Consider the following 17,501-nt stretch of genomic DNA (forward strand, 5'->3'; position numbering starts at 1 on the left):
CAAAGGAGCTTTATCGATGTTGAAGCAACTAACGGCGCTGTTCCTGCTCGGCGCTGCCTTCACCTCCCCGGCGACGGCAGGGGCGGCCAGTCCGGCGAATGCCGTGATGTACAAGAATCCCGGCTGCGAGTGCTGCGACGGCCACGCCGCGGCGCTGCGCAGTGCAGGGCTGAACGTGAAAGTGGTTCCGACCGAGGATCTCTCCGCGTTCAAAGCGCGGGCTGGAGTGCCCGAGGCGCTTCAAGGCTGCCATACCACGATGGTAGGCGGCTATGCCGTGGAGGGGCATGGGCCGATAGCGGTGGTCCAGCGGATGCTGAAGGAGAAACCCGCCATCCGCGGGATCGCTTTGCCGGGCATGCCGTCGGGATCTCCTGGTATGTCTGGGCCGAAGACCGCGCCGTTCAAGGTGCTGAGCTTCGGCGCCGGGGGCACGAAGGTCTATGCTGTCGAGTAGCGGGTGAACCGATCGATCCAGAGAGAGGCCGACATGCCTGACGATGATCTCGCCTATCTTCAGCGCCGCGTCGAGGCGGAGCTCGAGATGGCGCAACGCTCCGAGACGCCCGAGGCCACGGCAGCGCACTACAAGCTCGCGGAAGCCTATCTTGAGCGGATCGAGGTCCTCCGGATATCGGCAGCGGCCGTGCCGGGCGGAAAAACTGCTGCCGATCCGGAAGTTGCCGTTGCTGGGGTACCGAAAAGGCGAAAAGTAGCATCCGGCGAACGAGCAGAACGATGATATTTCGTCAGCTATTCGAGCCGGAATCCTCTACCTACACTTACCTGATCGGCTGCCGCGACACAGGAAAAGCGGTGTTGCTCGACCCGGTTCTGGAGACCGTTGATCGCGATCTCGCCGTCCTGCAGGAGCTGGAGCTGACGCTTGAATATACGCTGGAAACTCACATCCATGCGGACCATGTCACGTCCGCGTGCCGGCTACGCAGCCTGACCGGATCAAAGGTCGCCTATCCGGCGATGGACGGCCTCCCCTGCGCAGACGTTGGTGTCGGTGAGACCGACCCGCTCAGCGTCGGCAGCCTCACCTTCCAGCCCCTCTTCACGCCTGGCCACACCAACGCGCACCACAGCTACCTTATCGATCTGCCCGGCTCGCGCCGCGTGTTCACCGGCGATGCCCTCCTGATCGACGGCTGCGGCCGCACGGACTTCCAGAATGGTGATGCGGGCGCGCTCTACCGGTCGATCCACGAGAAGATATTTTCGCTTCCCTGCGACACGCTCGTCTACCCGGCGCACGACTACCAGCATCGCCATGTCACGACGGTGGCTCAGGAGCGCGAGCGTAACGCGCGGTTGGGTGGCGGCAAGACGCTCGAACAGTTTATCGACATCATGACCGCCCTCGACCTGCCCTACCCCAAGCGGATCGACATCGCGGTACCGGCCAACCGCCTGTGCGGCGACTGTCCCGAGATGGAGAAAACGGAGCCTATGGAGCCCCCCGGACCTTCGGTTCAAGGCTAGCGCGAACCACTCGTCGGATCGAATTTATACCGATCACGGCTTCACTGGGACCAATCGCGCACGCCCCGGTCTGGATCATGCCTTCGCAGCAGTGCGCGGCGGCCACACACTGGTGGTGCCCAAACTCGATAGGCTCGCGCGCTCCGTTCCCGATGCCTGGGCAATCGGAGATACCCTGACGACACGCGGCGTAAAATTGCAGCTTGGCGCCAGCATTCATGATCCCGCCGATCCCGTAAGCGTGGTCTGAAGGCCGCAGTTACGCGGCCTGAGCGATCGGCTGCTGGGGCTGCCAGTTCCAGGGCATGAGCTCGTCCCAGCGGGACGCGGGCCAGCCTGAGGCGATCTTCTCGATGACATCGGCAATATAGGCCTGCGGCTCGACGCCATTGAGCTTGGCCGTCTCGATGACGGAGTAGATGGCGGCGGCGCGTTCGCCGCCGGCCTTCGATCCGGCGAACAGCCAGTTCTTGCGCCCGATCGCGATCGCTCGGATGGCGCGCTCGGCGATATTGTTGTCGATCTCCGCCATGCCCTCGTCGATGTAGCGGGTCAGCGCGTCCCAGCGCTTGCGACCATAGGCGAGCGCCTTTGCCATCGCCGACTTGGGCGATAGGCGGCGCAGGGCGTCGTCGATCACGCCACGAAGCGCGTCGATCTTTGGCATTGCTTGCTCTTGCCGGTGTCGGCGCCGGACATCAGGCGGCTGGCCGCGGACGTCCTCTTCGATCCGGTAGAGCCCGGCGATGCGATCGAGCAGGTCGGTGGTTAGCGGCGTCGGGCTCGTCTGGTGGCACTCGAAGATCTTGCGGCGGAAGTGCGCCCAGCAGGCGACCTCCTGGATGCCGTTGCCCTGGTAGAGCTTGTCATATCCGGCATAACCGTCGGCCTGAAGAAGGCCGGTGAACGACCCCAGCTCGCTCTGCGGATGGATGCCGCTGCGATCGGGGGTGAACCGATACCAGGCGAGCGCCGGGGTGGCGGCGCCCGATGCGCGGTCATCGACGACATAGGCCCAGAGCCGCGCCTGCGCGGTGCGGCCCTTGCCGGGCACGAGCATCGGCACCGGCGTGTCGTCGGTGTGGAGCTTGGCGGCCTTCAGTCCTTCCTCGCGGATGCGGCTCACGATGGGATCGAGCAGATGCGCGGCCTGGCCCGCCCAGCCGGCGAGGGTTGAACGATCGATGTCGATGCCCTGCGCCGCCATCATCTCTGCCTGGCGATAGAGGGGGAGATGGTGATCGAACTTGTGGACGACGACATGGGCGAGCGTCGCGAAGCTGGCCTTGCCACGTGCTATGGCCTTCACCGGCGCCGGTGCCTGGACAATCCTGTCGCAGGCGCGGCAGCTATACTTGGGCCGCACGGTGCGGATGACGCGCCACTGGACCGGGGCAATATCGAGCTGCTCATCACTGTCGTCGCCAAGCGGGCGCAGCGCGCCGCCGCAATCGGGACAGGTGCAGTTGCCGGCCTCAGGCTCGATCCGCCGTTCGGCGCGCGGCAGATGATCGGGCAGCGCGCGCACCGGCGAGGGTCGCTGGGCGGGCGCCCTGTCGGCGGTGCGGCTGTCCGCGACCTCGGCTTCGCCTTCGAGCTCCTCGAGGGCGAGCTCAAGCTGCTCGATCTGCAGCGCGAGCTTCTCCGAGGACTGGCCGAAGGTCATGCGGCGAAGCTGCGCAAGCTGGTGGCGGAGGGTATCGATCAGCGTATCGCGGGCCGCGAGAGCGGCTTCGAGCTCGGCGATCCGAGCGTCTTTGTCGATGCAGGAAGAGGCTGGTTCCGACACCCCGGATACCTAGCAAAACAGGCGCTGCGATGCCAGTAAAACCCTAACTAATCCGCCACTTTTTACCCTGCGAGCAAGGGCACTGCAGTGCGTTCGGGACGCCGCCAGTCGATGCCTTCGAGCAGCATCGAAAGCTGCGCCGCGGTGAGGCTGACCTTGCCCGCCTTGGTGATCGGCCAGACGAATCGGCCGCGGTCCATGCGCTTCGAGAACAGGCACAGGCCCTGACCATCATACCAGAGCAGCTTGACCAGATCGCCGCGCTTGCCGCGGAACGCGAACAGCGCGCCCGAGTGCGGACTCTTCTCCAGCACCTGCTGCACCAGCACCGCGAGGCCATCGAACCCCTTGCGCATATCGGTGGCGCCGCAGGCGAGATAGATACGTGTCGTCGGTGGTAACGGGATCATCGGGCAAGGACGGACATCACCCGAGCCAGTGCGCCGGCATCGACCGCCGCATCGACCGTGAGCCTTACCCCCGACGGGAGCTCGATCCCGATCTGGCCGGTTCCCATCATCGCGGCGGTCGACACGGACATATCTACCTCGGCAAATGATGGAGGCGCAGTGCGCTTCAATCCGTCCAGATCGCCCGCCAGCGCGCGTCGGCGCCATGTGTAGAGCTGTCCGCTACCGATCGCGTGCCGCTTGCAGGTCGCACCGATCGAGCCATCGGAGCCGAACGCCTCGCGCAGAATGGACAGCTTCTGGTCCGCTGACCAGCGGCGGCGCCCGGCAACCACCGCGATCTGACTACTCATATGATTACTCATATGACCACTCACGAGAGTACTCGCTCCCGCCACCTCGATATCCTCGCTCATCACCGCTCCTCGCAAAGAGCGGCAATCAATACCGCGCAGCAGCTTCCTGCAAGGCGGCCTTCAGGACACGGTTACCCGATCCCATGGGCAAGCTGTTTTTCAAGATCCTGGCCACCTTCGCAGAGTTCGAGGCCGACCTAATCAGGATGCGGACCCGGGAAGGCATGGCTGTTGCTCGCGCCAAGGGGAAGTTACGGGGTAAAAAGCCAAAGCTATCGGATCGGCAGCAGAAGGAATTGCGCGGGATGTACGACACGGGCGATTACTCGATCAGCGACCTCGCCGAGCTGTTCTCGATTTCGCGTCCAACCGTTTATCGCACTCTGGGCCGGCAGGATGCAGGCGCTACCGCCAAGGCAAAGCCAGCTTGACGATGTACATTATATGGTGCATATAATGGCTATGGGATCGGGTACCGCACAACGCATCGAACTGGTGTTTTACCAGACCGATGCAGGCAATGTACCCGTTCGTGACTGGTTGCTTGGTCTTTCAGAAGCCGATCGCCGGGAAATTGGGCAGGACCTACAGCGGGTCCAGTTCCGCTGGCCGGTCGGCATGCCGTTGGTTCGCCCCATGGGTAAAGGGCTGTTCGAAGTGCGGACGTCCTTGCCCGACAGCACGATCGCTCGCGTGTTGTTCTGCTTCCATCAAGGTGAACTTTACTCGCTGCACGGGTTCATCAAAAAGTCGCAGAAGGCGCCCGCGGCTGATTTGAAGTTGGCGCGAAAGCGCCAGAAAGAGGTTGAAAATGGCTGATAGCAAGCATCGTGGTCCGACGCTGGACAGCTTCCTTGAGGAGGAAGGAGTCCTTGCGGAATTCCAGGCCAAGGCCATCAAGGAAGTTATCGCGTGGCAACTCGCCGAGGCGATGCGCGAGCGCAAGCTCAGCAAGAAGCGACTGGCGCTGCTGATGCACACCAGCAGGACACAGGTCGACCGCATACTTGACCCTACCGATGGCAATGTGACGATCGAAACCTTGCAGCGCGCAGCAGCTGTCGTGGGACGCAGGGTTGAACTCGCGCTAATTTGAGGTCGCTAAGGCACCCAACCTTCGGAAGTTCCACACATGTCCGTGAATTCGTTGTCTGGCGCACAAACCTTGAGGTGACGCCTATTTGCTCATGCGGGCGAGACGTCCCGATCCGAATTCAATCAAAGGAGAAGTGCCATGAAGGAGTCCCTTAACGCCGTGCTGGCCTTGACCCTCGCCGCGACAATCGCGGGGTGCGGCAAACAAGAGGATGCCGTTGCAACGAACGGTGCATCGACAAAGGATACGGCCATACCTGCTGCGGAAACACGGCATGGCAAGGCCTAGGGAACAGTGACGGCGATCGATGCGACCGCCGGCAGCGTGACGCTCGATCACGGCCCCATCGCCGCGCTCGAATGGCCGGCGATGACGATGGGCTTCTCCGCGAACCCTAAAATTCTGAAGGATATTGCCGTCGGCGACCGTGTCGCGTTCGAACTCGACTGGGACGGCAAGGCAGGCGTCGTGACGCAGATCGCAAAAACGGGGACGACGAAACCCTGAACCCGGGAAGATCGCGGTGCCGGGCGACAGGCTTCTTACGCCGCCCGGTCTCAACCGGCGGCCTCGCCCCGGCACGATAATCTCCGACGGTCAGAGCGCGGAAGCGCTATGCCAGAGCATGTAAGCTGCGACCGTGAAAATCAGGCACGCGAACACCGTGGTAAGCATGCCCTTGCCCGAGAGGATCCGGGCATAGCGTGTTCCGGCCACCCCGCCGAGCATGCCACCCGCGATGAAGACGCCCGCCAGCGTCCAGTCGACCAGCCCAGACACCGCATAGTTGAGCGCAGTGGTCAGCCCGAAGGCGGTCACTGCGACGAGACTCGTGCCGACCGCATTGAGGATCGGCATATTCGTCGAAGCGATCAGCCCCGGCACGATCAGGAAGCCGCCGCCGATGCCGAAGAAACCGGAAAAGCCACCGGTGCCGAGCCCGAACCCAAGCACCTTGGGAGCATTGTGGCGATTGCAGGCGGCACCTTCGATGCCCGGATTGTTTCGCCCGCGCAGCATAAACCCGCCGACGACAAGCATCAGCAGCGCGAAGAGGAAGAGCAATTTCTGCCCGTCGATCGCCTTTCCAAGCGTCGAGCCTGCCAGCGCACCGACGATGCCGCTTCCCGCATAGAGAAAGCCGCAGCGCCATTTGACGGTCCCGGCGCGTGCATGCTGTGCAAGACCCGAGGCGGCATTGGCGGCGACCGCGAGCGCGCTCGTCCCGATCGCGACATGCGGGCTCCCGACCCCGACGAGATAGACCATCAGCGGCACCGCGAGAATCGACCCGCCGCCGCCGACGAGCCCGAGCGTGAAGCCGACGATCCCGCCCGACAGCGCGCCAAGCAGATATTGGGCAGTGTCGAGGCTCACCCGCCCTCGCCGATCCGCGCGGGCGCAGCGAGCCATTCGCGGCCGCGAAGCATGCCGTGCCAATAGAGTGGCGGCAGGATCTTCGCCTTGAGCAACCACGAAAGACGCGACGGCCGCGTGCCCTCGATCAGCCATTTGGGGAAGGTCGGTAGCAGCTTGCCGCCATAGCCGAATTCGGCGAGGATGACCTTGCCCGCCTCGACCGTAAGCGGGCAGCTGCCATAGCCGTCATAGGCCGCCACCGGCGCTGCACCGTCGAGCGCGGCGAGCACGTTCAGCGCAACGACGGGCGCCTGCTTGCGCGCCGCCGCCGCAGTCTTGGCGTTGGTCGTCGCGGCGACATCGCCGAGCGTGAAGACATTGGCATGGTCGGGGTGGCGCAGCGTCGTCTCGTCGACCGCAACGAAGCCCGAGGGCGCCGCGAGCGGGCTCGCCGCGATAAAATCGGGCGCGACCTGCGGCGGCACCACATGGATCATGTCGAAGCGTTCCTCGACGCGGCGGACCGTATCGCCGCGGCGCTGCTCGAACAGCGCGACCTTGGCCGCGCCATCGATCGACACGAGGCGCGATTCAAGCTGCAGGTCGATGCCGTAGCGCGCGATATAGGCTTCGAGCGCCGGAACATAGGCAGCGACCCCGAACAGCGCAGGCGTGGCATTGTGGAACTGGACGTCGGCTTGGCCGAGCACCCCCGCGCGCTCCCACCGATGGCACGAGAGATACATCGCCTTCTGCGGCGCGCCGGCGCATTTGATCGGCATCGGCGGCTGGGTGAAGAGCGCGCGGCCGCCGCGGAACCGGCGCACGAGCCGGTCGGTATAGGGCGCCAGGTCGTAGCGATAGTTGGAGGTGACGCCGCCGCTGCCGAGCGCCGCTGCCAGGCCGGGGATCGCCTCCCAGTCGAGCTTGAGCCCCGGGCAGACGATGAGCGCGCGGTAGCCGATCACGCGCCCGTCGGCGAGCGTGACCCGGTCGTTCGCGGGATCGAAGGACGCGGCGGCGGCGCGGATCCATTCGGCGCCCGCCGGAATCAGCCCAGCCTCGCCGCGCCGCGTGACCTCGGGGGCGAAAACACCGCCGCCGACCATCGTCCAGCCCGGCTGGTAATAATGATCCTCGCTCGGCTCGACGATCGCGAGCGACACGTCCGGGCGGCGCCGCAGGATGCTCGCGGCGGTAGCTATCCCCGCGCTGCCGCCGCCGATCACGAGAATGTCGTAGCGCGCAATCCCGCCGCCTTCGCCGCGCGCCGCAGTCATCGCCGCGAGCTGCTCCGAGCGCGCGCCCGAGCGGCAATAGGCAAGCACCGGACCCGGCAGTTCGGCGAGCGCGCGTGCCATCGCGGCGGCATCGCTCTCGTCAATCGTGCCCGATACGACCGGGATGTGAAGGAAACGGACGCCCTGCGCCTCGGCCGCCGCCGCGACCGCAGCCGCCGTCGGCTGGCCCGCCTCTTCGCCGTCGGGACGGGTGCAGACGATCGAGCGGAAACCCGAGGCCGCGAGCGCGGCCACGTCCGCCGGGTCGATCTGCGGCGACACGCTGAGCGCCGGGGTCAGGGTCCTGATGGTCATAATCTCTCCGTTCGTGAAAGGGCGCCGGCGCTCAAAGCCGGTCGACCGGTATCTTGAGGTAGGCGACGCCATTGTCCTCGGCGGGCGGCAGGCGGCCCGCGCGCATATTGACCTGCACCGACGGCAGCAGCAGCACCGGCATCGCGAGTTCGGCGTCGCGCGCGCGGCGGCGCTCGACGAACTCATCCTCGGAAATTCCGTCGCGGGCGTGGACGTTGGCGGCGCGCTGCTCGGCGACGCTGGTTTCCCAGCGATGCTCGCGCCGCTCGGCGGTCAGATAGTCGTGGCATAGGAAGAGCGGCGTTGCGCCGGGGAGTTCGAGAATGCGGCGCAGCGATCTGAAAAGGGTCTGCGCATCGCCGCCCGGAAAATCGGCGCGCGCCGATCCGTAGTCGGGCATGAACATCGTGTCGCCCACGAAGACGACATCGCCGATCGCATAGGCGACGCACGCCGGCGTATGGCCAGGGACGTGGAGCACGGTGATCGGCAGTTCGCCGATCGCGAAGCGGTCGCCGTCCGACCAGAGGCGGTCGAAATCGGATCCGTCGCGCCGGAAATCGGGTCCGGCGTTGAAGATGTTGCCGAACACTGCCTGCACGTCGCGGATATGCTCGCCGATCGCGATCGCACCGCCAAGCCGGTTCTTGAGCCAAGGCGCCGCCGAAAGATGATCGGCATGCGCGTGCGTCTCGAGCAGCCAGTCGACCGTAATGCCCGCGGCGCGCGCATGCTCGGCGATCGCTTCGGCCGACGCGGTCGAGGTCCGCCCCGCAGCCGCCTCATAATCGAGCACACTGTCGATCACCGCGCCGCGCATCGTGGCGGGATCGTGGACGACATAGCTGATCGTCGAGGTTGCAGGGTCGAAGAAGGCGCGTACCGATGCCGCGCCTTTTGGCACCGCCCCGAGCTGTGCGGTGGCCGCGGCCAGCGCGGGGTCGTCGCCTAGGACATCCGCCGCGCTCATGACGGCAGCGGCCAGAGATGCGGTCGCGCCGCGTCGCGGCGCCGGAAATGAGCGGCGAAGTCTGCAATCGCGCCGATACTCCATTCGGAGAAGCGCGCGTCGGCATCGGCCGAAGCGAGCGCGGGATCGCCCTGCCCGACCCCGTTCGAGGCGACTTCGGTGACGTCGAGCGGCAATGCCACCTCGAACTCGCCGAACATCGCGCCCGAGATCTGGCTCGTCCGCGGAAGACCGAAGGCGCTCGACCGTGCCGCGGGCCGCGCGGCGTCCATTCGCATCAGCTCGGGCGTGAGGTGCGGCCCGACCGAAGTGACGGGGTAGGCGCCATGGCCGCGCTTGCTGCGGATCGCCTGTGCGACCTGCGCCATCAGCGGCGCGTTAGTCGAATGTCCATTGCAGACAATGATTTGGCTGAGGCCATAATCGAGGAAGGCGGTGATCATATCCTCGAGCAGCATGCTGAAGGGAGCTTGACCCCGCCCGCCGCGCCGCGGAAGAAATTGGCGTGGCCGAAGATCAGCACCGGCGCGTAGATCGCCGCGAGCGCGAGCCGCGAGCGGAATTCGGGCCAGCTTAGGTCCGGCGGCGCAGGCGGACGCTTGCCCGGCCGAGGTTCCGACTCTGTACGCGGACCCGCATCAGCGCTGGCGGCGGCGTCAGCGCCTCCCGAGACCCGCGCCCAGATCGATGGCGTTGAACAGCAGTTTGATGACGACGTGCGTCTGCACGGCGCCGACGGCAGAGATGCCAAGACGAGCCGCTGCCGTCTTAGTCCCGAAACAAATCCTCGCAAGGGACGGTTGGAAGCACAGTTTCGCGTCATGGCAAGCAGCGGCTCCTCAGCTGGGGACGGGCGCTAGATTCGGCCTGGAAGGCATCCCTCGTAGGTAGAGACGCAGCGCAGCCGGCCAACCCCACCACGTATTTTCAGGACAGAGGTGCGTGCATGGGCGACGATATCGCGGAAGGTTGCGAATCAAGCGCCGCGCGTCGCAGCATGGCGCAGCAACTGGCCGAGAATCGAAAGCCGCGAGCGCGTCGCAATGATGTGCGGCTGAGCGTCTAGCCGGAACAGCCCGCCGGCATCGCAGGCGGCGTCGAGATCGCGCGGCGCAGACGCCTTGTCGAGCAATTGCTCAAAACGCTCTGGAGGAAAGCGCCCGCACCGGCGTTGCGGCGCACCGCGATGCTGGTGCGGAGTTCACCGCGGCCTCCGTTCGGAAACGTAGGTCCGGTGCGGGGGAGAGAGTTTCGAAAAAGAGGCGAAAGAGGCGTCAGTAGAAGCGGAGATTGTCGATTTCGCCCCAGGCGCTCGCTCCGCCCTCGCGCTCGACGACGACGCCGACCTGCACCAGATCGTCGCCGCGCCAAGACGGCACATCGCCGCGACCGGGCCGCGTCGGAACGAGCGCGGTGAACGGCACGCGCAATTCGGACCAGCCCTCCTTCGCCTCGACCACCGCGGTCCACTCGCCCGCTAGGGTGTTGACGACGATCAGGTAGCGGCCCGCCCCGCGCATATCGAGACGGACGCCGGCGAACTTGCGCGCATCGACTGGCCGCACCGAACCGCGACTGAGCGGAACGATAACCCCGCCCTCGGGCTTGTCCTTGAGCGACATCTGCACCGCGAAGGCGAACGCCGATCCGCCGCCGGTGTGCGTCACGCGGTTCGTGACCACCGACGAGCGCTCGACGCCGCCGTCCATATCGGCGAGGCGGAGCGTGTCGAGCGCGCTACGGCCATCGGTCCGCTCGAAATCGTCGATCAGCTCGGCAGCAGGCGTAGCGGGCAGCGCGGTCGCGAGATTGCCCGCGGGCGGCTTGGTGCCGCCGCCATGGACGAGCTTGCCGTCGACGAACACGCGGTCGATCTTGTGAACGTCGCCGATCGTCTCCCAGGGCTTGCCGTCGATGAGGACGAGATCGGCGCGCTTGCCTTTCTCGATCGTGCCGCGGTCGCCCGAAAGCCCGAGCGCGAGCGCGCTGTTCGACGTGCTGGCGAGCAGCGCCGCCTTCGGCGTCAATCCAGCCGCGACGAGCAATTCCATTTCCTGCAGCGTCGAAAAACCATGTTTCGCACCGCCGATACCGGCGTCGGTGCCGACCGCGATCGGAACGCCCGCGGCGAACAAGTTGCGGACATTTTCTTCGGCGAAGCCATATTTGCGGATGCGCTGGCGCGTCGCGGCGTCGTCCTTGCGCCCCGGTCCGATCTCGTCGGGCTTGAGCTGATAGATGGCGAGCGTCGGGGCGTAAAATGTCCCCGCCTTCTTGATCCGGGCGATCGCGTCGGCGTCGAGCACCGCGTCCTGGATGCTGTGCGCGATCACATCGACCCCGGCTTGCGCCGCGAGCTTGCCGCGCTCGACTGTCACCGTGTGGGTGAGGACGCGTTGGCCATGCTTGTGCGCCTCGTCGGCAATTGCAGCGAGCGTCTCGACGTTCATCGAGGTTTCCTCGGGCAGCTGGCCATAGCGCCAGCCGTCGGCGAACGCCTTGATATGGTCGGGCCGATAAGCCTGAAGCGCCTGCACCTCGCGCCGCGCGCTCTCGGCGGTCGCCACCCATTTGGTGGTGTTGGTGTCGGCCCAATCGGCGCCGTGGCCCCCCGGCGTGCTCATGCGTGCGACGAAATTGACGTGCGGCGCGTAGATGTCGGCGAGCCAGGCGCGGCGCGGCGCGAAGGCTTCGGGCTGCTGGTGGAAGTCGTTCACGGTCGTCACGCCGCTCGAGAGGTAAGCGTTGGCGATTTGCGGCAGCGCGGCGGGCGAGCCCGACGGCGACCAGTGCGTATGGACGTCGATGAAGCCCGGGAGCAGCGCCTTGCCGTCGGCACGCACTATCTTCGCGCCCTTGGGAGCCTTGACGTCAGCTCCGACCGCATCGATCCGGCCACCCCGCACGACGACGGTGCCGCGATAGGGATCCTTGCCCGTGGCATCGAAGATCGTCGCGCCGGTGATCGCGACCAGCTCGCCGCCCGGTTCGGCGAGTACCGACTGGCTCGCCCAGCCAAGCCCGGCGGCGAGCGCCGTTCCCGCTACGATCATCTTCCGAAAACTGGCCACGCGCGTCTCCTCGATTGTCTGATTGTCGCCCTGCCCTGCTTTGACGCAGCGGCGGTAGATATCCCCACCAGCCTGTTCGGTCCGCGCCCGCCATGTCGCAACAATATGCGCTTGTCGACCGCATTGCTGCTGCGGAACCGCGCCGCACTTGCGTCTCTGCTTCCTGTACGCCCCGGCCGGGGCGAAGCCGGAACGGGACAGTCATGAACAGAGCTTTCGCCTTCATCCTCATCTTCGCCATGGTCGCCGGGATTGCGGCGGGCTGGTTCGTGAATTCGCATTACCCGGCCGCAAGAGCCGCCGAAATCGCCGACAATCTCTCGATCCTTACCGACCTCTTTCTGCGGCTCATCAAGATGATCATCGCGCCGCTCGTCTTCGCGACCCTCGTTGCTGGGATCGCGCATATGGAAGACGCCGCCGCGATCGGTCGCGTCGGCGCGAAGACGATGGGCTGGTTCATCGGGGCCTCGATCGTGTCGCTCTCGATCGGGCTCGTCATGGTCCACCTGCTCCAGCCGGGCGCGAGCCTTGCGCTCGACCTGCCGACAACCGGCGCTGAAGGCGTCGTCGCGACCGGCGACTTCTCGCTCAAGCAATTCGTCACCCACCTCATCCCGCAATCGATCGTCCAGGCGATGGCCGAGAACGAGATCCTCCAGATCGTCGTCTTCTCGGTCCTCGTCGGCTCGGCGGTGGCCGCCATCGACGACAAGGCTCCCGCCGTGCTCGCCCTCGTCGAGCAGGTCGCCGCGATCATGCTCAAGGTAACCGGCTTCGTGATGAAGACCGCCCCGGTCGCAATCTTCGCCGCGCTCGCCTCGACCGTCGCGACGCAGGGCCCCGGCGTCCTCGTGACCTATGCGGGCTTCGTCTCGGGCTTCTATCTCTCGCTCGGCGCGCTCTGGCTTGTGCTTTTCCTCGCCGCGCTCGCGATCATCGGCACGCGCGCCTTCGGACTGTTCCGCGGCATCCGCACTCCGGTGCTCCTCGCCTTTTCGACCGCCAGCTCGGAAGCCGCCTATCCGAAGACGATGGAAGAGCTCGAGAAGCAGGGCGTCAACCGCCGCATCGTCTCCTTCGTCCTGCCGCTGGGCTACAGCTTCAATCTCGACGGCTCGATGATGTATTGCACCTTCGCCGTGCTCTTCATCGCGCAGGCCTATGGCATCGACATGACCATCGGCCAGCAGATCACCATGCTGCTCCTGCTCATGGTGACGTCGAAAGGCATGGCGGGCGTCCCGCGTGCCTCGCTCGTCGTGATCTCGGCGACACTCGCCTACTTCAAACTGCCCGAGGCCGGGCTGCTCCTGATCCTCGCGGTCGACCATCTGCTCGACATGGGCCGCTCGGCGACCAACGTCGTCGGCAATTCGGTCGCTGCCGCCGTCATCGACCGCTGGGAAGGCCGCAGAATGGCGCGCGAAGCGGCTGCCGGCGAGCCCGTACCCACCGAACAACTACCCTCTCTCGCAACCAAGGAGTGAATATGTCTCGTATCGAAAGCCGTCTCGCCAGCCTCGGGATCGAACTGCCTGAGGTCTGTCCGCCGGTCGCCAACTATGTGTCGTCGACGCGCTCGGGCAACATCGTGCAGATCTCGGGCCAACTCTCGACCCATGCCAGCGGCGGGATCAAGGGCACCATCGGCGCCGACTGCAGCCTCGCCGACGGCATCATCGCCGCGCGGCTCTGCGCGATCAATCTCATCGCGCAATTCAAGGCGGCCACCGACGGCGATCTCGACCGCGTTGCCCGCGTTCTCCGGCTCGGCGGTTACGTCCAGGCAGGTCCCGAATTCTACGAGATCCCGGCCGTAATGAATGGCTGCTCGGACCTCATCGTCGACGTATTCGGCGACGTCGGCAAACATGCGCGCTCCGCGATCGGCGTCTACCGCCTGCCATTCAACTTCGCGGTGGAAGTTGATGCGGTGATCGAACTGGCCTGAACGGCGACAGGCGGCGGAAACTGGAAAATTTCGCTGTAGTGCAAAAGGTTGTAATTTTCTGCGCCAATGTTGATGGGGATACGTCGATAACTTGCGTCATAGCGAGACGAGATGGGGAGAAATCCATCCGCCGCACGGAGGACGACGCGCCGATCGGGTCGAAACAAGGGGACATGGCATGACGAACCGCACATATTCGAACTACCGCAAGCATATTCTCGCCGCAGCATCGCTGATCGGAATGATCGCCGCACAAAACGCGGCCGCCCAGGAACAGGCGGCGGAGACCCAGGCCGCGACCGAGCCGCAATCGGCTCCCCGCGGCGAAGAAATCGTCGTGACCGGCAGTCGCATCGCTGGCACCAAGATCACCGAAGCCTTGCCCGTGACCGTGGTCGGCGAGGACGAGATTGCGGCGACCGCTGCGGTGTCGGGCGACGAACTGTTGCGGTCGATCCCGCAAATGAGCGACCAGTCGTTCAACAGCAGCAATGGTCAGACGAGCAGCAATTTCGCGCGCGGCGACGTCGGGTCCATCGATCTGCGCGGACTGGGAGTCGGCAACACGCTGGTCCTGCTCAACGGGCGCCGGCTTGTGCAGCACCCAAGCAGCCAGGCGAGCACGTCGCTGGCGCCGGTCATCACCTATAATAGCAACTCAATCCCGGTCTTCGGTATCCAGCGCGTCGAAGTGCTCCGCGACGGCGCGGCAGCCCTCTATGGCACCGACGCCGTGGCGGGCGTGGTCAACACCATCCTTCGCGACAATGTGAACGGCGGCGGTTTGTCGGTCCAATATGGCGGAGCAGAGGGAACGGGGCTGCGCGAATTCAACGGCTCAGGTTATCTCGGCACCGACTTCGCCGAGAATCGCGGCAATATTTCGCTGCTGTTCAACTACACCAACCGCACGGCGCTGTCCTCACAGGACCAGGATTATACCGCGACATCCGATCACCGCTTCTTCGACGATTTCGCAGGGACAGTGTTCGCAGGCTCGAACAGCTTGGACGACACCAGCACTTTGTCCCAGTGGGGCAATTTCACCACCGGCGTTCGCGTACGCCGCGGAACGACCAATATCACGACCACGGGCGGGGTGTTTTCAATCCAGCCGACAGCAAATGGCGGCTGCTCGGCCGATCTGGGGGGCGGGATCTGTATCGATGATGCGACGCGTGCCACGACCGGCGCTGATCGCAACACAAGGTGGGACGCCCAAGCCAATTATCCGCTTTCGATTATTCCCCGGCTGGATCGTGTCAACGTGTTCGCGAACGGCCACTATGACCTCAGTGACAATCTGACCGTCTTCGGCGAGGCCGGCTATTATTATGCCAAGACGCGGAGCATCCAGGACAGCGTCTTCTCGATCGGTTCGATCCAGATGACGGTGCCGGCGTCCAACTACTGGAACCCCTTTGGCCCCGTAACCTTCGCCAATGGCACGTTAAACCCGAACCGCCTCGCGGGGATCGACGCGCCCGCCGCCGGCCTGCCGGTGACGATCACAAGCTATCGTTTTGTGGACATGGGACCAACCGTCGTCGATGTCACCAACCGCCAGTTCCGGGCATTGCTGGGGCTTCGCGGCGAGGCGCTCGGTTTCAACTGGGAGACGGCGGCGCTCTATTCGCAAGCAACGGTCCGCGATGTTCAGGATGGGATCAGCGCCACGCTTCTCCAGCAAAGCCTCGCGCTCTCGACGCCCGATGCCTATAATCCGTTCAATGGCGGCAGCGCGACCAATCCGACCGGTCCCGACACGACACCTAGCAATCAGGCCGCTCTCGACGCTATCGCGATCAAGACGGTTCGCGCGGGCAAATCTACGCTGGCGCAGTGGGATTTTCGGGCATCGAAGGCCGATCTTCTGACGTTGCCCGCCGGCAACGTCGGCATGGCGCTTGGCTTTGAGCTGCGTCGCGATTCCTATCTCGACGACCGCGACGAGCGCGTCGATGGAACAATCACCTGGACAGACACGGTCACCGGTATTGTCCAGCCATCCGACTTGTTCGGCGTCAGCCCGACCCCCGACACCAAGGGCTCGCGCACGGTCTTCGCTGCCTACTCCGAACTGGCCGTGCCACTGATCGCGCCCGAAATGAATGTTCCGCTCATTCGCAGCCTCGAGCTACAGCTGGCGGGCCGCTACGAGCATTATTCGGATTTCGGCAGCATCGCGAAACCCAAGGTGGCCGCCGCTTGGGACCTCTTCGATGGCTGGCGAATCCGCGGCTCGTGGGCGCAAGGCTTCCGCGCGCCGAACCTCGAGCAGACCAAGGCAACGATCATCACACGCGGCAATACGCGGACCGATTATATCCGCTGCGAGGCCGATTTGCGCGCGGGCCGCATCACCAGCTTCGACGCTTGCGCCCAAGGTTTTGTTACCACCGGACGGCGCGCGGGCAACCCCGACCTGAAGCCGGAAACCTCGACCACCTGGACGATCGGTACTGTGCTCCAGCCGCCGGCCTTCAATACCGGCCGACTCCGTACCACCTTCACGGTGGACTATTGGCAGGTCAAGCAGAAGGGCATCGTCGGCGTATTCGGCGAAGGCAACGCGCTCATCAGCGATTATCTCCTCCGCCTTCAGGGGTCGAGCGATCCCACCGTGGTCCGCCTGGCGCCGACGGCCGACGATATCGCATTGTTCGCCGGGACTGGCATCGCACCGGTCGGTCGGGTGCAATATGTCGACGACCAGTATCGCAACCTGGAACCACAGACGGTGCGCGGGATCGATTTCGGGCTCAACGTCGGGCTTCGCGACACGGGAATCGGCGATTTCACCATGTCCGCCAACGCGGCCTATCTGCTCAAATATTTCCGCGACGTGTCCCCTGACATCCGGGTCCTGCTCGATGCGCGCGCGGCGGGCGACATCAACATCGACACGGTCATTCCGGAAGGCGGTAATCAGGTTCGCCGCGACGCTTTCCCAAAATGGCGCGGCTCGGCCTCGCTTACTTGGAAGCTTGGGCAATTCACGGCTGGCGGCTTTGTAAGCTACACCGGCAGCGTCATCGACAACGACATTTCGATCGGCGGAGAAAACCTGATCGTAAAGGCGTACACCACCGCGAGCCTGTATGTGCAGTATGACCTTAAAGGCGGGTTCACCGATGGAACCCAACTGCGTGTCGGAGTTCGCAACATTACCAATGCGCAACCGCCGATTGATTCGAGCGGCTTCGGCTACATGGGTTCGCTTCATTCGCCGATCCCGCGCTACTGGTACGTCAACGTCCGCAAGACTTTCTGACGCACCTCCCGTCCGGCCGTCGCGCACCCCCGGCGCGGCGGCCGGATTGCTGCCCATTCCATCCCTTCGCACAAGGTGATCCCGGCGTGACACGACATTTCTCCGACACCATCTCCCCGGCCCGCACCCCCCGCGC

General features: G+C 64.9%; 21 protein-coding genes. 12 read left to right on the plus strand and 9 right to left on the minus strand.

Features of this window, described 5'->3' with window-relative positions:
- Positions 1-16: 16 nt before the first annotated feature.
- Genes OVY29_RS14640 through OVY29_RS14655 form a run of 4 tightly spaced genes read left to right on the plus strand, consistent with a single transcriptional unit; the run spans position 17 to position 1,741 of the window.
- Positions 17-457 (plus strand): DUF411 domain-containing protein, encoded by a 441-nt coding sequence (locus tag OVY29_RS14640; protein ID WP_137890107.1) that lies wholly within the window; start codon positions 17-19, stop codon positions 455-457.
- 33 nt (positions 458-490) lie between these two features.
- Complete coding sequence (locus OVY29_RS14645) at positions 491-742, plus strand: hypothetical protein (protein ID WP_137890106.1); 252 nt, start codon at positions 491-493, stop codon at positions 740-742.
- A complete protein-coding gene (locus OVY29_RS14650; RefSeq protein WP_137890105.1) occupies positions 739-1,491 on the plus strand; it encodes an MBL fold metallo-hydrolase in 753 nt (250 codons plus the stop codon). Before OVY29_RS14645 ends, OVY29_RS14650 begins: the two co-directional genes overlap by 4 nt.
- 22 nt (positions 1,492-1,513) lie before the next feature.
- A complete protein-coding gene (locus OVY29_RS14655) occupies positions 1,514-1,741 on the plus strand; it encodes a recombinase family protein (RefSeq protein WP_313912066.1) in 228 nt (75 codons plus the stop codon).
- Positions 1,742-1,750: 9 nt separating this feature from the next.
- Here the strand turns inward: OVY29_RS14655 and tnpC are convergent, their stop codons facing one another.
- The 3 genes from tnpC to tnpA form a co-directional block, all read right to left on the minus strand.
- On the minus strand, positions 1,751-3,280 hold the full coding sequence (tnpC, locus tag OVY29_RS14660) for an IS66 family transposase (RefSeq protein WP_313911627.1): 1,530 nt from the start codon (positions 3,278-3,280) through the stop codon (positions 1,751-1,753).
- Between the two features lie 62 nt (positions 3,281-3,342).
- Entirely contained in the window at positions 3,343-3,690 is a 348-nt protein-coding gene (tnpB, locus tag OVY29_RS14665) for an IS66 family insertion sequence element accessory protein TnpB (RefSeq protein WP_313911628.1), read from the minus strand.
- Positions 3,687-4,043 carry an IS66 family insertion sequence element accessory protein TnpA gene (tnpA, locus tag OVY29_RS14670; protein ID WP_313911629.1) on the minus strand — a complete coding sequence of 119 codons (357 nt, stop codon included), beginning with the start codon at positions 4,041-4,043 and terminating at the stop codon, positions 3,687-3,689. The genes tnpB and tnpA overlap by 4 nt, the downstream gene beginning before the upstream one ends.
- A gap of 146 nt (positions 4,044-4,189) precedes the next feature.
- Between tnpA and OVY29_RS14675 the strand changes: the two genes are divergently transcribed.
- The 5 genes from OVY29_RS14675 (at position 4,190) to OVY29_RS14695 (ending at position 5,649) form a co-directional block, all read left to right on the plus strand.
- Positions 4,190-4,477, plus strand: a complete 288-nt coding sequence (locus OVY29_RS14675; RefSeq protein ID WP_313911630.1) for a helix-turn-helix domain-containing protein — start codon at positions 4,190-4,192, stop codon at positions 4,475-4,477.
- 25 nt (positions 4,478-4,502) lie between these two features.
- A complete protein-coding gene (locus tag OVY29_RS14680) occupies positions 4,503-4,865 on the plus strand; it encodes a type II toxin-antitoxin system RelE/ParE family toxin (RefSeq protein ID WP_294048569.1) in 363 nt (120 codons plus the stop codon).
- Complete coding sequence (locus OVY29_RS14685) at positions 4,858-5,142, plus strand: XRE family transcriptional regulator (protein WP_058818298.1); 285 nt, start codon at positions 4,858-4,860, stop codon at positions 5,140-5,142. Before OVY29_RS14680 ends, OVY29_RS14685 begins: the two co-directional genes overlap by 8 nt.
- Positions 5,143-5,280: 138 nt before the next feature.
- Positions 5,281-5,430 (plus strand): hypothetical protein, encoded by a 150-nt coding sequence (locus OVY29_RS14690; protein WP_231728254.1) that lies wholly within the window; start codon positions 5,281-5,283, stop codon positions 5,428-5,430.
- Positions 5,431-5,436: 6 nt separating this feature from the next.
- A complete protein-coding gene (locus OVY29_RS14695; protein ID WP_231728255.1) occupies positions 5,437-5,649 on the plus strand; it encodes a copper-binding protein in 213 nt (70 codons plus the stop codon).
- Between the two features lie 90 nt (positions 5,650-5,739).
- On the opposite strand, the gene OVY29_RS14700 is transcribed toward OVY29_RS14695, so the two are convergent.
- The 6 genes from OVY29_RS14700 to OVY29_RS14725 all read right to left on the minus strand — a co-directional run bounded on the left by OVY29_RS14700 (position 5,740) and on the right by OVY29_RS14725 (position 12,137).
- Complete coding sequence (locus tag OVY29_RS14700; RefSeq protein ID WP_231728256.1) at positions 5,740-6,519, minus strand: sulfite exporter TauE/SafE family protein; 780 nt, start codon at positions 6,517-6,519, stop codon at positions 5,740-5,742.
- Positions 6,516-8,096 (minus strand): bifunctional protein tyrosine phosphatase family protein/NAD(P)/FAD-dependent oxidoreductase, encoded by a 1,581-nt coding sequence (locus OVY29_RS14705; protein ID WP_058818300.1) that lies wholly within the window; start codon positions 8,094-8,096, stop codon positions 6,516-6,518. Before OVY29_RS14705 ends, OVY29_RS14700 begins: the two co-directional genes overlap by 4 nt.
- A gap of 31 nt (positions 8,097-8,127) precedes the next feature.
- Positions 8,128-9,066 carry an MBL fold metallo-hydrolase gene (locus OVY29_RS14710; RefSeq protein ID WP_058818301.1) on the minus strand — a complete coding sequence of 313 codons (939 nt, stop codon included), beginning with the start codon at positions 9,064-9,066 and terminating at the stop codon, positions 8,128-8,130.
- Positions 9,063-9,524, minus strand: coding sequence for a creatininase family protein (locus OVY29_RS14715; protein ID WP_058818302.1), 462 nt, complete (start codon positions 9,522-9,524; stop codon positions 9,063-9,065). The genes OVY29_RS14710 and OVY29_RS14715 overlap by 4 nt, the downstream gene beginning before the upstream one ends.
- Positions 9,525-10,042: 518 nt before the next feature.
- Complete coding sequence (locus OVY29_RS14720; protein ID WP_156417122.1) at positions 10,043-10,198, minus strand: hypothetical protein; 156 nt, start codon at positions 10,196-10,198, stop codon at positions 10,043-10,045.
- Positions 10,199-10,340: 142 nt separating this feature from the next.
- Entirely contained in the window at positions 10,341-12,137 is a 1,797-nt protein-coding gene (locus OVY29_RS14725) for an amidohydrolase family protein (protein WP_197412007.1), read from the minus strand.
- Positions 12,138-12,340: 203 nt separating this feature from the next.
- Here OVY29_RS14725 and OVY29_RS14730 point away from each other — a divergent pair, with 203 nt between their 5' ends.
- From OVY29_RS14730 to OVY29_RS14740, 3 genes are all read left to right on the plus strand, one after another.
- The gene (locus tag OVY29_RS14730; protein WP_058818304.1) at positions 12,341-13,627 is read left to right on the plus strand and encodes a dicarboxylate/amino acid:cation symporter; all 1,287 of its coding nucleotides are present in this window, start codon (positions 12,341-12,343) and stop codon (positions 13,625-13,627) included.
- 2 nt (positions 13,628-13,629) lie between these two features.
- Positions 13,630-14,091 (plus strand): RidA family protein, encoded by a 462-nt coding sequence (locus OVY29_RS14735; RefSeq protein ID WP_058818305.1) that lies wholly within the window; start codon positions 13,630-13,632, stop codon positions 14,089-14,091.
- A 178-nt stretch (positions 14,092-14,269) separates the two neighbouring features.
- Entirely contained in the window at positions 14,270-17,365 is a 3,096-nt protein-coding gene (locus tag OVY29_RS14740; RefSeq protein WP_053555668.1) for a TonB-dependent receptor plug domain-containing protein, read from the plus strand.
- Positions 17,366-17,501: the final 136 nt, after the last annotated feature.

Origin of the sequence: Sphingopyxis sp. SE2 (assembly GCF_032227185.1) — a bacterium.
Taxonomy (GTDB): domain Bacteria; phylum Pseudomonadota; class Alphaproteobacteria; order Sphingomonadales; family Sphingomonadaceae; genus Sphingopyxis.

Bases quoted from the DNA above. Each gene is read 5' to 3' on its own strand.
- OVY29_RS14740 (WP_053555668.1), top strand. From the start codon at position 14,270: ATGACGAACCGCACATATTCGAACTACCGCAAGCATATTCTCGCCGCA.
- OVY29_RS14640 (WP_137890107.1), top strand. From the start codon at position 17: ATGTTGAAGCAACTAACGGCGCTGTTCCTGCTCGGCGCTGCCTTCACC.
- OVY29_RS14715 (WP_058818302.1), bottom strand. From the start codon at position 9,524: ATGCTGCTCGAGGATATGATCACCGCCTTCCTCGATTATGGCCTCAGC.
- OVY29_RS14735 (WP_058818305.1), top strand. From the start codon at position 13,630: ATGTCTCGTATCGAAAGCCGTCTCGCCAGCCTCGGGATCGAACTGCCT.
- OVY29_RS14685 (WP_058818298.1), top strand. From the start codon at position 4,858: ATGGCTGATAGCAAGCATCGTGGTCCGACGCTGGACAGCTTCCTTGAG.
- OVY29_RS14730 (WP_058818304.1), top strand. From the start codon at position 12,341: ATGAACAGAGCTTTCGCCTTCATCCTCATCTTCGCCATGGTCGCCGGG.
- OVY29_RS14680 (WP_294048569.1), top strand. From the start codon at position 4,503: ATGGCTATGGGATCGGGTACCGCACAACGCATCGAACTGGTGTTTTAC.
- OVY29_RS14690 (WP_231728254.1), top strand. From the start codon at position 5,281: ATGAAGGAGTCCCTTAACGCCGTGCTGGCCTTGACCCTCGCCGCGACA.
- tnpA (WP_313911629.1), bottom strand. From the start codon at position 4,043: ATGAGTAGTCAGATCGCGGTGGTTGCCGGGCGCCGCCGCTGGTCAGCG.
- OVY29_RS14710 (WP_058818301.1), bottom strand. From the start codon at position 9,066: ATGAGCGCGGCGGATGTCCTAGGCGACGACCCCGCGCTGGCCGCGGCC.
- OVY29_RS14675 (WP_313911630.1), top strand. From the start codon at position 4,190: ATGGGCAAGCTGTTTTTCAAGATCCTGGCCACCTTCGCAGAGTTCGAG.
- OVY29_RS14705 (WP_058818300.1), bottom strand. From the start codon at position 8,096: ATGACCATCAGGACCCTGACCCCGGCGCTCAGCGTGTCGCCGCAGATC.
- tnpB (WP_313911628.1), bottom strand. From the start codon at position 3,690: ATGATCCCGTTACCACCGACGACACGTATCTATCTCGCCTGCGGCGCC.
- OVY29_RS14645 (WP_137890106.1), top strand. From the start codon at position 491: ATGCCTGACGATGATCTCGCCTATCTTCAGCGCCGCGTCGAGGCGGAG.
- OVY29_RS14650 (WP_137890105.1), top strand. From the start codon at position 739: ATGATATTTCGTCAGCTATTCGAGCCGGAATCCTCTACCTACACTTAC.